The sequence below is a fragment of the Methanobrevibacter sp. genome, from assembly GCF_045112895.1.
GTDB lineage: Archaea > Methanobacteriota > Methanobacteria > Methanobacteriales > Methanobacteriaceae > Methanocatella.
Genome location: NZ_JBGUIH010000021.1, coordinates 19,754 through 33,368, shown reverse-complemented (window position 1 = coordinate 33,368; position 13,615 = coordinate 19,754). Strand labels below are relative to the sequence as shown.

The window sequence follows — 13,615 nt, the reverse complement described above, 5'->3', positions numbered from 1 at the left end:
GGGTCCATAATGACGATATTGTATGCGGTCACAAGCCCTACAACATCCAAAATCTGGAACGGTCCGTTTGGAGCTCCGGTAGCGAGTCTCCAAGTCAGGTCAATTGTTTCGGGATCTGCAACTCCTTCAGCCCATAATGCCTGTCCTGCAGATAGGAATGGAACAAGCAATGAGTTGAGCACATATCCAGGTTGTTCTTTCAATACTTTGATTGGAACCATGTTGATGTCTTCTGCAAATTGGACAATCGCGTCAAAGTATTCCTGTTCAGTTCCGGAATGTGGCATGACTTCAGCAGTGTTCTGGGCCCATATGTTATTTGCAAAGTGGAATGCAAGATACTTCTCAGGTCTTCCTGTGTGTTCTGCAAACTGGCTCGGAAGCAGAGTGGATGAGTTTGTCACAACAATTGTCTTTTCCGGAAGATATTTCGCCAATTCATCATAGAATGCGATTTTTTGATTAGGGTCCTCAGCAATTGCTTCAATTACAAGGTCAGCATTGTCTGCCGCTTCTTCATAACTTGTAGTTAAGGTCAGGCTATCGAATGCTTTTTGGGCTTGTTCTTTTAGGGCATCTATTTCTTCATCGCTTAGGTCGGTTTTTTTGCTGAATCCCCTGCAATATGCAGATTTATCAGTTTTCATTTGTTCAAGTGTGCCTAAATAGATGTTTAACAGTCTTTCAAATTTAGGTTTCGCTCTTTCGATTGAACCTTCGCTTCTTAGCCAGACAGTTACATCAAATCCACAGAATGCAGATTGATACGCAATTTGGCTGCCTAAGACTCCTCCGCCTGCAACTACGACTTTTTTGATATTCATTTTAAAAACCTCATTAGTTTACTTGTATACTAATATATGTATTTCTTGATATATAATGCTAAGCTTATTAAGTTTTAAAGTATAATATATTATGTGATGAGTGAAAATGCATTTTATAATTTAGAAAAAAGATTGAATTCCTTAAAATCAATGTTGAGGCATGAACAATTGAAGTATGGCATGTATTCATTTAGAAAATTTAAAAAGGAATTATTGCTGGTTTTGGATGCATATAAAACTCATAAATCTATTTTTAAAGCGGCATCAAGTGTCGGTGTAGATAAAAACATGGCCATGAACTGGTTTATTCAAGGTCTGGAGGGGGACCCGGAATTTAGGGATTTCTATCTCTCAATAAGTAAGATTAATGGATTCGAGCCTCAAAGCCATGATGATATTATCTCACAGGTTGAAGAAATTAAAAATGCATATGACATTTTGGCATTTGAAGACTCATGGGTTTATACCACACATGTTGACGGCGAAAAGGTTTCCATCATATCCGGTGATCTTGACCAGTTGAAAGAGAAGGTCAAATCTAAAAATCTTCCGTTGATGTGATTTTTTTTCAAAAGGCACAATATTCATTTTTACATATTAAAATGCCATCAAAAGACACTAAAACGTTTATTAACTAGTTTACACAATCTATTTGTATGACTCGAAACAGACGCGTAACAATTAGCATCAATAATGACATTGACTTGAATTTTCGAAAAATAGCCTCCAACAAGATGCTCTTTAAGACAGGCTGGTATTCAAAAGCAATTGAAGAGGCAATGTTGTTGTGGATGGAAAAGGAGAACGAATAAAATTATTTTTTTCTCTTTTTTCTTTTTTTCATCATTAACTATTTAAATTAAGCAAATCTATTTATTATTATAGAGTGGGTGTTTAGAATGGAAAGTGATGAATTTAGAACTGTTAGAGTTTATACTAAAAAGTACACTAGTAAGGATAAGGACGGTAATACCGTTGAAAAGGAATCTCAACAAAAACAGGTCAGTCTCAAAAAAGAGGACTCTTTTGAAGACAATGACCTGGTTAAAGTATTGGCGCAAGAGGAATATGAGAAATTACTCGATAATCAGTTTTCAGATGCAAAGCTTGATGAATTTTATCATACTATCGAAGCAAAGGATGCAGAAATTGCTACATTAAAGGACCAAATTCAGACTCTTAAGGCTTCTTTTTTCGATGATGTGGATTCCTTAAAGGAACAGATTACCGATAAGGAAGAGCTTATCAAGGCCAAGGATGAAATTCATGAGCTGAACAAAAAGATTACTAGAATCGACGATGAACGAGTAGCTATTTTTAAAGAACTTGACTATAAAAACAAGATGATTTTGGCTTATAATGTCGAGCTGAACAAATCCATTTTAAATGCCATTAATGTTGTTATTGATGAGGCAAGGGACAACATCAACAAAAGGAATGCGGAGCTCGCTGCAGGTTTGGAAAAGTCCATTGAAAAATCCAAGCAGGAAGTAAATGAAAAGAACAAAGCCATAGCATATGAGATAAAGACCACTGTTGAAGACATGAACGAGCAAATCAGAAACACCAGCACTCTTAAGATGGTATTGAACAAAAGAAAAATTAATTTAAAAGTACCCGTCGATGATTTGCTTAAGCCATTTGAATTCGACTTCGATGTTGAACAGCTGCTTGCAGGCCAGGCTTTGGAGCTTGATGCAGCAGAAATTCTAAAGGAGGTAATGCCAAAACTTCCGGAGCCATTCTCCAAATATATCGATACCCTGGAAGATGAGGAAGAAGAGCCTGAAACAATCGAAGTAACCCCTAAAGAGGAATAGTTCATGAAAACATTCAACACAGGACATGTTGCCTTTGAATATCCAGATGAATGGGAGGCTGAAAAGGCGGACATATTGTCAAATCCGGATTGCATTGCTACATTGTCCAAAGGTCAGGATAATCTGATTAATGCGGTCATGTTTCCAACCGCCACCAATCTGGATGACTATAAAATATTTATGGAGGATGCCATTTCAGATGATGGTGGAGTCATTTTGGCTTCAGATTTCACACGAATTGCTGATATGGATGCCATTAAGCTTCATGCAAATATGGACACTCCAGAAATTAATTTTGACATCCATACATATGTTTTCATAGAAAAAGGAAATATCTATATTTTTGAACTTAGAACCCTTGACATTTCAGGAGAAGCCGAAGAGGAGTTCAAAAATATTCTTTCATCACTTGAAATCTTAAAATAGCTGTGTGTACTCCAACAGGTAATCCATATAGTCCCGATTAAGTATTTTTAAGGTTGATATGTTTTGGGGAGTTGTGGTTGAGCGTTCCTCAACAAGATTTCTCAAAGACCTGTTTTTCATGTGTGCATGGATTTCCCTGATTACGAATTCCATATTTTCAAGATTCTTTTTTTCGAGCTCTTCCTGTGTGATGCTTTCATAAATGGGATAGGTATTTAAGTCATATGCTTTTGTCGGAGTTTGCAATACATTCAGATAACTATAATAGTTGGCTGCATCAGCTAAAAATCCGTCAATCCCCATATATGTCAAAATAGGCATGAATGAAAGTTCGGCAAATGGGAATATGAAGTAGCTTGATTTTTTAGCTTCTTTCTTGAGGGTCACGATAACTTCAACAAGCTCTCTAAAATTAGTTAATAGCGCGTCGCCATTGGCGATTATAAATCCATTGTATCCAATCTCTTCTAATTTTTTTAGGCATTCAACCCTTAAATCAATATATTTTGAACCTTGAATCACAGCAACATCACATTCATCAGCATTTTCCTCTGCAAGTCTCAATGTTTCCTTCACATTGAATTCTGCAATTTCACGATCGATATTATGTGCTGATCCTTCACTTGGAGCTATTTTCAGTTCATCTTTGAGAAATACTCTAGGTGTTAGTTCGCCGTCAAGTTTCCCGATTCTTCCAGGTCCGTCATGAGATTTGATTTCGAATTTTTTTATCATTTATGTCTATCCTATTTAGTAGTTATGTTAATTTTTGTTGTTTAGGTTAATAAAAATTTTTCATTAAGTGGAACCTTTTTGATTACACAACTAAAAATTTTAGTAACCTTTATATATGTTCTTTTAAAGAATATTAGTATAGATTTGAGGTAATAATCCTATGAAAATCTGAGGTGTGTTTTCAATGTCTATAATAAATCGTCTTAAATCCTTGTTTAAAGGAGATAATGAGAAAGAAGAAGCAGACATCAATAATGATGTACTAAACACATCCGATGATGTCGAAGTTATATCTTCACAAAATGTAGAGGAAGCTATCGTTTCTGAAGAAGCAGATAGTGAAAAAGATTTAACTTCCAAAGAAGACATCGAAACTGTAGAAGATTCATCTGAAGAAATTGTGGAAGAGGCTGAAGCTGCTGAAGAAGAAGTTTCTCAGGAAGTTGAAGTTGCTGAAGCTGCTGAAGAAGAAGTCGTTGAAGAAGCTGAAACTGTTGAAGAAGAAGTTTCTGAAGAAGTTGAAGTCGCTGAAGATGAAGACGAGACAACTGAAGATGTTGTTGAGGAAGTTGAAGAAGATTCAAACAATAATGATAAAGAGAGAGATAATATGACTTTATTGACTGATAAAGAATTATTAAATGATAGTAATCGTGATCCAGATTTCACCGCTGAGTTCATTGACGCTGGAATCGAAACCGTAAAACACTGTTTCCAATGTGGTACCTGTAGTGGTAGTTGCCCATCTGGAAGAAGAACTCCATACAAAGTAAGACAAATCGTCAGAAAATGTTTATTAGGTTTAAAAGAAGAAGTTATCACTGACGACGCTTTATGGATGTGTACTACCTGTTACACCTGCCAAGAAAGATGTCTCAGAAGTGTTAAAATTGTAGAAATCATCAAAAAAGCACGTAACATCGCAGCTCACGCTGGATACATGGCAAAACCACACAAAATGACTGGTGTATTTGTAATGAATACCGGTCACGCTGTACCTATTAACGATGCTGCAAAAGCTTTAAGAACAAAAATTGGTCTTCCTGAGTTACCACCTACAACTCACACCTATCCTGAAGCTTTAGAAGAAGTGCAAAAATTATGTAAAATTACCGGTTTTGATGAATTAATTGGTTATGATGAAGCAACCGGCGGATTAAAAGAATAGATTTATGAGGAGAGTTATAATATGGAAATCGCATACTTCTTAGGTTGTATTATGAACAACCGTTATCCTGGTGTTGAAAAAGCTACCAGAAAATTATTTGAAGCATTAGATATTGAATTAAAAGACATGGAAGGAGCATCTTGTTGTCCTGCTCCTGGTGTATTCGGATCTTTTGATGAAGAGACCTGGGCTACTATTGCAGCTCGTAACTTAACTCTAGCAGAAGACATGGGCGCTGACATCATGACTGAATGTAACGGATGTTTCGGTTCCTTATTCGAATGTAACCACATTTTAAAAGAAGATGAAGACAAAAAAGCTAAAATCAACGCTAACTTAGCTGAAATCGGAAGAGAATACAAAGGTACCATTGACGTAAAACACTTCGCTCAAATCTTAAGAGACGATGTAGGATACGAAAAATTAGCTTCCCTCATCGAAAAACCTTTAGACTTAAACGTTGCTGTTCACTATGGTTGCCACTTCTTAAAACCAACCAAAACTATTGGTATTGAAGATCAAGCTGAAAACCCATCTATCTTAGATGACCTTGTAGAAATCACCGGTGCAAAATCCGTTGACTACAAAGACAAAATGATGTGCTGTGGTGCTGGTGGAGGTTTAAGAGCTAGAGATTTAGATGTAACTACCAGTTTCACTAAAGAAAAACTCGACCACATGACCGAAGCTGGCGTAGATGCAATCGTTAACGTATGTCCTTTCTGCCACATGCAATTTGACCAAGGTCAAACTGAAGTCAACGAAAGATACGGAACTGACTTTGCACTTCCTGTATTCCACTTAGCTCAATTATACGGATTAGCTATGGGATTATCAGCTGAAGAATTAACCTTCGATGCTCAAAAAATTGATGCAACTCCTGCAATCAAAAAAGCATTAGGTGAATAGATTTTAAGGATTTTCAATCCTTTATTTTTTTATTTTTTTAGGCATTGAAAACACAGTTTGGATTTAGTTATCATTCATTGATAACTTTTTTTTATTACAAATTATTTTTGTTTGTAATCTTACGAATGATTTGCAAGCATGTTTATATATGATTAATTAAATAAAGTTAAGTGTTATATAAATTAAGAGGTGTAATTATGTTTGTAGCAACATTAGATGGTATATTCAAATATGCCGACCTTCCAGAAGAATATGAACCTTATGTTCAATTCAAAGCGACTATTGATAAAAGAGAACTCAAACCTACAGATGAAATGGCTATTTTAAACATAGCAGGTACTTCTACTCATCATGTCTTGTTCTTAGATGCATATTCATCCACTGATGAAATCGAACAAGAATTAAAAGATGCTGATGCAAAAATCAATCATACTACTTTAAAAATTATAGGTGGACATTTATGAGCTTACCCTCTGAACAGACTTGGTTAGTTCTCCATAGGCTCATTAAGGATTTGAGTAAAAGGGGACATGAAATCCCTAAGGGAATTAACCCTGAGATGGGAATTATCAGATCAACTATCAGTTCTTATCACAGAGATCCAACCCATCCAGAATTGATTAATGGTTTAGCTAATGCAGAAATGTCTTTAAATAATATTCAAGGTACTCTTCTAACTATAGCTGAAGATGAGGGTGAAGAATATGTTGATTATTGGCTTGATTTGTTAAAACAGGTCATGCAAGGAAAAGAGCTATTCGAATTTCCTAAATCAAAATCAAGATTTCTTGTAAATACTCCCCCAGGATTGACTACAGGTAGGATTAATTTAAGAGTTCCTTTAGCTGAAGAAAGAGTTCAAGAAATTGCAGAATGGAATGGGCTCATCATAGAGTTTGATGATGATGTGACTGTTCAATTACACGGTGATAAAGAAGATCTCCAGATAGGTTTAAAAGAAATGGGATCTTTCTTTTTAGAAGATTAGGGTGATTTTATGACTAAAATATTGGCTATTAGTGATGCACATGGCGAAGAAAATGAAAACTTATATACCTATTTGAATAATAATGACATAGATTTAGTTTTGATTTTAGGTGATATTACTAACTTTGGACCTTTAGATTTTGTCGGCACATTTATTAATAAGATAGCCGATTGCGGCGTAGATGTAATCGCTATTCCGGGAAACTGTGACCCTACAGGAATATGCAACGCCATTAATGATGTGGCATTTTGTCTGCACAATAACATTGTTGCTTATGGCGATGCAATATTATTCGGTTTTGGAGGGTCTAATCCAACTCCATTTGACACTCCAGGTGAAATGGATGATGATAAAATTTATAGAGAAGTCTATGATTTATTAGCTAATTATGATTATGTTTACAATTCTGAAGTTCCAGCAGTAAGGATATTGGTTACTCATGCTCCGCCTTTCAATACTGATGCGGATAGAGTTGAAAACGGTGAGCATGTTGGCAGTTCAGGTATCCTAAAATCCATTCATGAATTCGAACCGGAAATAAGTCTTTGCGGACATATTCATGAAGCAAAATCACTTAGTAAAATTGGAACAACAACAGATGTTGCAAATCCGGGAATGCTTAAAGATAATGGGGCTGTCTTGATAGACATTAAAGATGGTTCTAATTATGATATTAGTATCATTGCTTTAGATGAATAACTATTTATCATCTATCTTTTTCTTTTTTTCTTTAGTTTAATCTTTTTTTTATAAAAATCAAATAAAAAATTTTATTTAACATTAATTTGAAAGATTAGTTCAACGAGAGTGATATTATGATTTGGGTTACTAGCAATGTCGATGGCAAAAAATACAAGGAACCCTTTTCTAAAGGAATTCTATCTCGTTCACTTAATATTGCCGATATTGGAGCTGAAAGAGCATATGATTTGGCTAATGATATTGAATGTGAACTAATTAAAAGTAATGTGGATGAAATCTCTAATCATGATTTAGCAGATGTTGTTTTAAACCATCTAAAGGGAGTAAACCCAAAGATTGCAAAGAAATATGAAAATTGGAGATCTTTAAGAAAGTCCGAAAAACCATTAATTGTTCTGATTGGAGGTGCATCCGGAGTTGGCACTTCGTCAATGGCATTTGAACTGGCCAGTCGTTTAAGATTAAAAAATATAATCAGCACTGACATGATTCGTGAAGTAATGCGTAAAATCGTATCACAAGACTTAAGTCCTGTTATCCATAAATCTAGCTTTGATGCTCATGAAAGTATCAGAACACCAGCTAGCGGTATAGATTATGTTATTGAAGGATTCATTAGTCATGTTGATGTTGTAAATGTAGGTATTGAAGCAATTATTGAGAGATCCGTTAAAGAAGGAATCAGCACAATCATTGAAGGAGTTCATATTGTTCCTGGTTTTATTAGGAAAGATTTGATGGATGATAATAACATTATAGTATTTGCTTTAACGGTAGATGATGAGGAATCGCATAAGCAAAGATTTTATTCAAGGTGCAGGCAACCTTGGGTTAAGAGGTCTTTGGAAAGATATATGGAAAATTTTGAAACAATCAGAAAAACACAAAATTTTTTAGTGGAACAAGCAAAAATTCATGATGCTCGCATAATTAACAATGTGGATATTAACGAAACAATAGATATCATGATAAGTGATATACTTGAAAGATTTGGAGGTGTAGAAAGTGTTGAGCAAGAAAGTTAAAGAAATAATGACAACTGATGTAGTAACCACTACATGTGATGTAGATGTGGTATGCGCTTTTGAGAAATTAATGAAAAATAAAATTAGTTCTCTTCCAGTTGTCGAAGATGAAAAATTAGTTGGAATTATAACTGCAACTGATGTAGGTCACAATTTAATATTGGATAAATATGAACTGGGAACAACTGTTAAGGAAATAATGATTAAACCTGTTGTTACAGTTTCTCCTGAGGACAGCATTGAAACTGCAATCAATATTATGAAAGATAGTGCATCTTCTGGAATATTAAATCAGCTTCCTGTTGTTGAAGATGGGAAATTAGTTGGTATTATTTCTGATGGAGATATTATTCAAGAAATTTTTTAATTTAATTGATTATCCCTCTATTTTTTTTAATTTTACTCTTTTTTAACAAAATACGGTAATATAATTTTTTTCTAGAAAATATTGTTTTTTTGTTTTTATTTTTTTTACAGTAATAATTTTATTTTCCAGTAATGAATTTTCACGAACATTTATATACAATTAAAGTCATATATTATTAGTGGCTAGACTGGAGGGTTAGGGGTCCTCTGTAAGCACACACCCCCTTTGGTGCGGTCGAAGTTCAAAAGGCGGCTTTTTGAGAGAATGTAAGCCTAAGAAAAACAGCATAGAAACCTCGTCCTACAGGATTGGTGGTGATGAGATTTTTACTGGAGGGTAAAAATTAGTCATCTTTGATATGGGAATGGGTCAGGCCCGGAAGGGAGCAGCTTTACTATTAACATTCAATGCTTGTAGAATCCCGGGGCGGAGTTGGGTTTTTTAGATCACTTATATTTTTGAGATTAGTCCACTTTTGAACACGCCATTTAAGATAATAATTAAGTTTATAAATAAGTTTTAACAGATATTTTATTATACTTGTTTTTTAACTGTCGGGATGGCCCAGCCTGGTACGGCGTCGGACTGCTAATCCGATGGTCTCACGACCTCCGGGGTTCAAATCCCCGTCCCGGCGTTTTTAATATTATTCATCTATTTCTTGGTCATGGTTATATTCCAATCCAATTGGACATGCATGTACGGTTGCTGATTTTATTATAGGTATCTTATTTACAATGTTTTCCTGAACCATATGAGATATTTCGTGTGATTCCTTAACGGTCATATCTCCATCAAGTTGAATGTGTAATGTTACGGTAGCATAGGAACCTAAATAATTCACTTTAATATTATGGGCATTATGAACTTTAGGGGTTTTATTCGCAATTTTTTCTATTCTTCTTATCAAATCCTCTGATGGGATTTTTCCCATAATGTTATCTATATTTTCTTTACCAATTTCATAGGCGGTTTTTAAAATCAGCAATCCAATTACCAAACCTATAATAGGGTCTAAAATAGGATATCCCATGTTTGATACAACAACTCCAACTAAAACAGCCACTGATGAAAATATGTCTGTTCTCTGGTGTTTTCCGTCGGCCACTATGGCGGGACTATTGATCTCCTCTCCAATTCTTATAATATAATTACTGATAACATAATTGACAAAGATTCCAAAAACGGCCATTACTGCCGCTAATGTGTCCGGAATTCTTATGAGTGAGGGATTAATTATTTTACCAAATGCTCCGGTTATTATCTCATAAGCAACCATGGTTAAAAATAATACGATAACTAATCCGCTTATTGCTTCTGCACGGCCATGCCCTATGGGGTGTTCTTCATCTGCAGGCTTTTGCCCAATTTTAAATCCGGCATATGCAATAATTGTAGTTGCAACATCAGATAATGTATGTGCCCCTTCAGATATTAATGCATAACTTCCAGACATTAATCCAACAATTATATTAAGGGTTGTTAAAAAGCAATTCGCAACAATAGCCACTATTGCTGCTTTTCTCCCACCCTTATTTCGAAATTCATCCATTAACTACACGCTCTTCTAGAATATCCATTGCTTTTTCAATATTTTCATAGGAGTTTGCATATGACATGCGCACATGGTTTTCACCATTCAATCCAAATGCAACTCCAGGAACGGTTATGACTCCTGCTTTTGCAGCTTTCATTACAAAGTCTTTATCTTCTATTTTAGGGAATACATAAAATGCACCTTCCGCATTAACTGTTTCATATCCCATTTCATTTAAACGCCTTACAATCAAGTCACGTCTTCTTTGGAATTCGCTAACCATTTTATGGACTTCATCCTGCGGTCCGGTCAACGCTTCATATGCTCCTTTTTGGGCGGTGGTGTTTGCACAAGCTATGTTATACTGATGTATCTTAAGCAATTGTTCAGTATAAAACTCATTGGCGGTTAGATAACCTATTCTAAGCCCGGTCATTGCATAAGTTTTTGAAAATCCATTTAAGGTAATTACATTGTCGCTGTATTTTGCAGGGGAGTAATGTTTCTTGTCATAAATTATTTTTTCATAAATTTCATCAGAAATGATTAAGAAATCATTATCCATAGACAAATCTGCTATTGCTTTGACATCTTCTTTTTCCATAACTGCACCTGTTGGATTTGATGGTGAATTTAAGACGATTGCTTTTGTTTTATCAGTTATTTTTTCCTGAACATCATCAGCTTTTAGTTTAAATTCGTTTTCCATTGTACAGTCGACAGGAACAATTGTCCCTTCAGCTATTTTTACACATGCTTCATAAGAAAGAAAGCCCGGATCTGGAAGTAAGACTTCATCTCCTTTTTCAATAAATGCTTGAGCGCACATGAATAATGCTTCGCTGGCACCTACTGTAACGATAATGTTTTCGGGATTGGTATTTATCCCATTGTCATTTTTAAATTTCTTAACAATTTCTTCCCTTAATTCTATATTTCCTTTATTGGATGTGTAATGTGTATCATTTTCATCAATTGATTTTTTCATTGCAGTTTTAATATTCTCTGGAACATTAAAATCCGGTTCGCCAATCCCCAAGTTAATTGCATCGGGATTTGTTACTTCAAACATTTTTCTGATTAATGATAGTTCAATTGATTTTGTTCTGTTTGCAGGATTTATCATATAGTCTCTCCTCTTATTATTTTTTTAGTTCTTTTTAATATATAATTATTATTATTTTAATAATTTTTATTATTCTAATAAATTGACTTTTTTCTAGAAATTATTTTTCACATGCTCCGCAATTATAGCATGGGCTTGTTTCACACCATGGGGTTTGCTTTAAATTTCTCAATCGTTCATTTTCTATTTTCAAAAATCTTTCATCTACACCGACATCAATATTGCTCCAAGGCAATTCATCATCAATATCATATTTTGGGGTTAGTTCTTTCCATTCCTTTAATGTAGGCTGTTTTGTTAAAGATTTTTCAATAATTGCACCAATGCCCCTATTTCCACAAGACAATATATATTGGACTAGTCCTTTTTTAGGACTTTCGCACTTAATGTTATATTTTCGCATTTCTTTTTGAATATATCTGGTTTTTCTTTTAATGTCTTTAAAATCATATGGCTCCCATTGTAATGGAGTGTGGGGTTTTGGAATAACGGGATTGACACTGAACTTTACATTCTTAATGCTATAATGCATATTGGCTATTTTTTTCATGTATCTGCATAATTCTTCTATGTCTTCCATAGTTTCTCCAGGTATTCCAATTAGGAAGTATAACTTTATTTTGAAATCCAGATCGATTGCATTTTCTATTACTGTAAAAATATTTTTTTCTAGTATGTCCTTATTGATTACCTTTCGCAGTCTTCCGATGGATTCAGGTGCTAATGTGATTGTCTTAAGGCCACTTCGTTTGAGTGATTCTAGAGTTTCTTGGGTTATTGATTCGATTCTTAGTGATGGTGTAGAAATTTGAAAACCTTCACTTTCAAGACCGGTTATCAATTTTTCCAAATCACTATAATCTGATACTGCAGCACCGATCAATGTAATTTTGTTAAGTCCTGTATTTTCACGATTTTTTATGGCAATGTCAATCAGCTTCCTGTAGTCTGTCTGCCTCATGGGTCTGTAAAGATAACTTGACATGCAGAATCTGCATCCTCTTGTACATCCTCTTGAAACATTCAGCATTATTGAATTGTTGAAGATGGTTTGGTAATCTTCATCATCACTTTTGCTTATGACTGGTTCGGTAATGTGGTATGCATCATTCATGTCATCAATAATGTTGATTTTTGTTTTGTTATTGAATTCAGGAATGTAAATCCCAGGCAAATCTAAAAATCTTTTTAAGCTTCTGTCTTTTGATTCACAATATTCATCTAAAAAGCGGGTTATTATATTTTCACCTTCGCCAATTATGAAAATGTCAATATAGTCGGATAATGGCATGGGGTTTGCAGTTACACATGGGCCGCCAGCTATAATTAAAGGATCGTCTTTTTTTCTGTCAGTTCTTTTCAATGGTATTTCAGCACGTTTCAGCATTTCTAATACATTAAAATAGTCTTCTTCAAACTGAATGGAAAAGCTTATTATGTCAAAATATTTGAGAGGAGTATTTGATTCAATCGAATTGGTGCTTGGAAAAATTATTCTCTCACACCAGGTATCCTCACGTTCATTTACTTGATTATACAGTATATTATATCCTAATGATGACATTGCAGTCCTGTAAACATTAGGATAGGCCAGTCCAAAATGTATATCAATATTTTTGATATTTTTTTTGAAGATATTTTTTTCATATAGCATATAATCAACTATTTCATGATTTTTGACAGATTTTCTTTTTTTAACTTAAATTAGTTATTTTTAATTTTATAACTTCGTATTGATTCATTTTTTCTAATTGAGACAATAGTTAATTAGATTTCTCTATAAAATACAAATTTCAACTGAATTTTATTATAAAAGCACATGTTTTAAAAATTTTATTTTTCATGGCATCGTTAAAATTTTAAGTTGAATTTAAGATATTTAATCTTATCTAAGCTTATTTCAACATAATTGTTCTTTTATTTTAAATTAATATATGGTTTCTATCTATTTTAACTAATTTAATTGATTTAAATGAGTTTTTCAGATT

The 13,615-nt window shown here is 34.2% G+C and carries 16 protein-coding genes, 1 tRNA gene and 1 other RNA gene; 13 read left to right on the top strand and 5 right to left on the bottom strand.

What is annotated here, in order from left to right:
* Nucleotides 1-824: 3-hydroxyacyl-CoA dehydrogenase (locus ACJMLD_RS04450; RefSeq protein ID WP_405268359.1), on the bottom strand; the 824-nt coding region annotated here is incomplete at its 3' end.
* Nucleotides 825-920: 96 nt separating this feature from the next.
* Here ACJMLD_RS04450 and ACJMLD_RS04445 point away from each other — a divergent pair.
* The 4 genes from ACJMLD_RS04445 to ACJMLD_RS04430 all read left to right on the top strand — a co-directional run bounded on the left by ACJMLD_RS04445 (nucleotide 921) and on the right by ACJMLD_RS04430 (nucleotide 3,070).
* Nucleotides 921-1,385: a hypothetical protein gene (locus ACJMLD_RS04445; RefSeq protein ID WP_405268357.1), complete on the top strand. Its 465-nt coding sequence runs from the start codon at nucleotides 921-923 to the stop codon at nucleotides 1,383-1,385.
* A gap of 95 nt (nucleotides 1,386-1,480) precedes the next feature.
* Nucleotides 1,481-1,636: a hypothetical protein gene (locus tag ACJMLD_RS04440; protein WP_405268355.1), complete on the top strand. Its 156-nt coding sequence runs from the start codon at nucleotides 1,481-1,483 to the stop codon at nucleotides 1,634-1,636.
* Nucleotides 1,637-1,723: 87 nt separating this feature from the next.
* On the top strand, nucleotides 1,724-2,644 hold the full coding sequence (locus ACJMLD_RS04435) for a hypothetical protein (RefSeq protein WP_405268353.1): 921 nt from the start codon (nucleotides 1,724-1,726) through the stop codon (nucleotides 2,642-2,644).
* A gap of 3 nt (nucleotides 2,645-2,647) precedes the next feature.
* Entirely contained in the window at nucleotides 2,648-3,070 is a 423-nt protein-coding gene (locus tag ACJMLD_RS04430) for a hypothetical protein (protein ID WP_405268351.1), read from the top strand.
* On the opposite strand, the gene ACJMLD_RS04425 is transcribed toward ACJMLD_RS04430, so the two are convergent.
* Nucleotides 3,062-3,805 (bottom strand): archaeosine tRNA-ribosyltransferase, encoded by a 744-nt coding sequence (locus ACJMLD_RS04425; protein WP_405268350.1) that lies wholly within the window; start codon nucleotides 3,803-3,805, stop codon nucleotides 3,062-3,064. The two genes, ACJMLD_RS04430 and ACJMLD_RS04425, sit on opposite strands and share 9 nt — an antisense overlap.
* Before the next feature lie 184 nt (nucleotides 3,806-3,989).
* Between ACJMLD_RS04425 and hdrC the strand changes: the two genes are divergently transcribed.
* The 9 genes from hdrC to ACJMLD_RS04380 all read left to right on the top strand — a co-directional run bounded on the left by hdrC (nucleotide 3,990) and on the right by ACJMLD_RS04380 (nucleotide 9,601).
* A complete protein-coding gene (hdrC, locus tag ACJMLD_RS04420; protein WP_405268348.1) occupies nucleotides 3,990-4,973 on the top strand; it encodes a CoB--CoM heterodisulfide reductase subunit C in 984 nt (327 codons plus the stop codon).
* A gap of 21 nt (nucleotides 4,974-4,994) precedes the next feature.
* Nucleotides 4,995-5,882, top strand: coding sequence for a CoB--CoM heterodisulfide reductase subunit B (hdrB, locus tag ACJMLD_RS04415; protein WP_405268346.1), 888 nt, complete (start codon nucleotides 4,995-4,997; stop codon nucleotides 5,880-5,882).
* 197 nt (nucleotides 5,883-6,079) lie between these two features.
* Complete coding sequence (locus ACJMLD_RS04410; protein ID WP_405268344.1) at nucleotides 6,080-6,346, top strand: DUF749 domain-containing protein; 267 nt, start codon at nucleotides 6,080-6,082, stop codon at nucleotides 6,344-6,346.
* A complete protein-coding gene (locus ACJMLD_RS04405) occupies nucleotides 6,343-6,870 on the top strand; it encodes a DUF2096 domain-containing protein (protein ID WP_405268343.1) in 528 nt (175 codons plus the stop codon). Before ACJMLD_RS04410 ends, ACJMLD_RS04405 begins: the two co-directional genes overlap by 4 nt.
* Before the next feature lie 9 nt (nucleotides 6,871-6,879).
* Complete coding sequence (locus ACJMLD_RS04400) at nucleotides 6,880-7,569, top strand: metallophosphoesterase (RefSeq protein WP_405268341.1); 690 nt, start codon at nucleotides 6,880-6,882, stop codon at nucleotides 7,567-7,569.
* A 116-nt stretch (nucleotides 7,570-7,685) separates the two neighbouring features.
* The gene (locus ACJMLD_RS04395; RefSeq protein ID WP_405268339.1) at nucleotides 7,686-8,597 is read left to right on the top strand and encodes a 2-phosphoglycerate kinase; all 912 of its coding nucleotides are present in this window, start codon (nucleotides 7,686-7,688) and stop codon (nucleotides 8,595-8,597) included.
* Between the two features lie 7 nt (nucleotides 8,598-8,604).
* The gene (locus tag ACJMLD_RS04390; protein ID WP_405268362.1) at nucleotides 8,605-8,964 is read left to right on the top strand and encodes a CBS domain-containing protein; all 360 of its coding nucleotides are present in this window, start codon (nucleotides 8,605-8,607) and stop codon (nucleotides 8,962-8,964) included.
* A gap of 175 nt (nucleotides 8,965-9,139) precedes the next feature.
* An RNA gene (gene ffs / locus ACJMLD_RS04385) (signal recognition particle sRNA) lies at nucleotides 9,140-9,455 on the top strand.
* Nucleotides 9,456-9,517: 62 nt separating this feature from the next.
* Nucleotides 9,518-9,601: transfer RNA gene (locus ACJMLD_RS04380), tRNA-Ser, on the top strand.
* 9 nt (nucleotides 9,602-9,610) lie between these two features.
* On the opposite strand, the gene ACJMLD_RS04375 is transcribed toward ACJMLD_RS04380, so the two are convergent.
* The 3 genes from ACJMLD_RS04375 to ACJMLD_RS04365 form a co-directional block, all read right to left on the bottom strand.
* Nucleotides 9,611-10,516: a cation diffusion facilitator family transporter gene (locus ACJMLD_RS04375; protein ID WP_405268337.1), complete on the bottom strand. Its 906-nt coding sequence runs from the start codon at nucleotides 10,514-10,516 to the stop codon at nucleotides 9,611-9,613.
* A complete protein-coding gene (locus tag ACJMLD_RS04370) occupies nucleotides 10,509-11,627 on the bottom strand; it encodes a pyridoxal phosphate-dependent aminotransferase (RefSeq protein ID WP_405268335.1) in 1,119 nt (372 codons plus the stop codon). Before ACJMLD_RS04370 ends, ACJMLD_RS04375 begins: the two co-directional genes overlap by 8 nt.
* Before the next feature lie 100 nt (nucleotides 11,628-11,727).
* Entirely contained in the window at nucleotides 11,728-13,281 is a 1,554-nt protein-coding gene (locus tag ACJMLD_RS04365) for a radical SAM protein (RefSeq protein WP_405268333.1), read from the bottom strand.
* Between the last annotated feature and the right edge of the window lie 334 nt (nucleotides 13,282-13,615).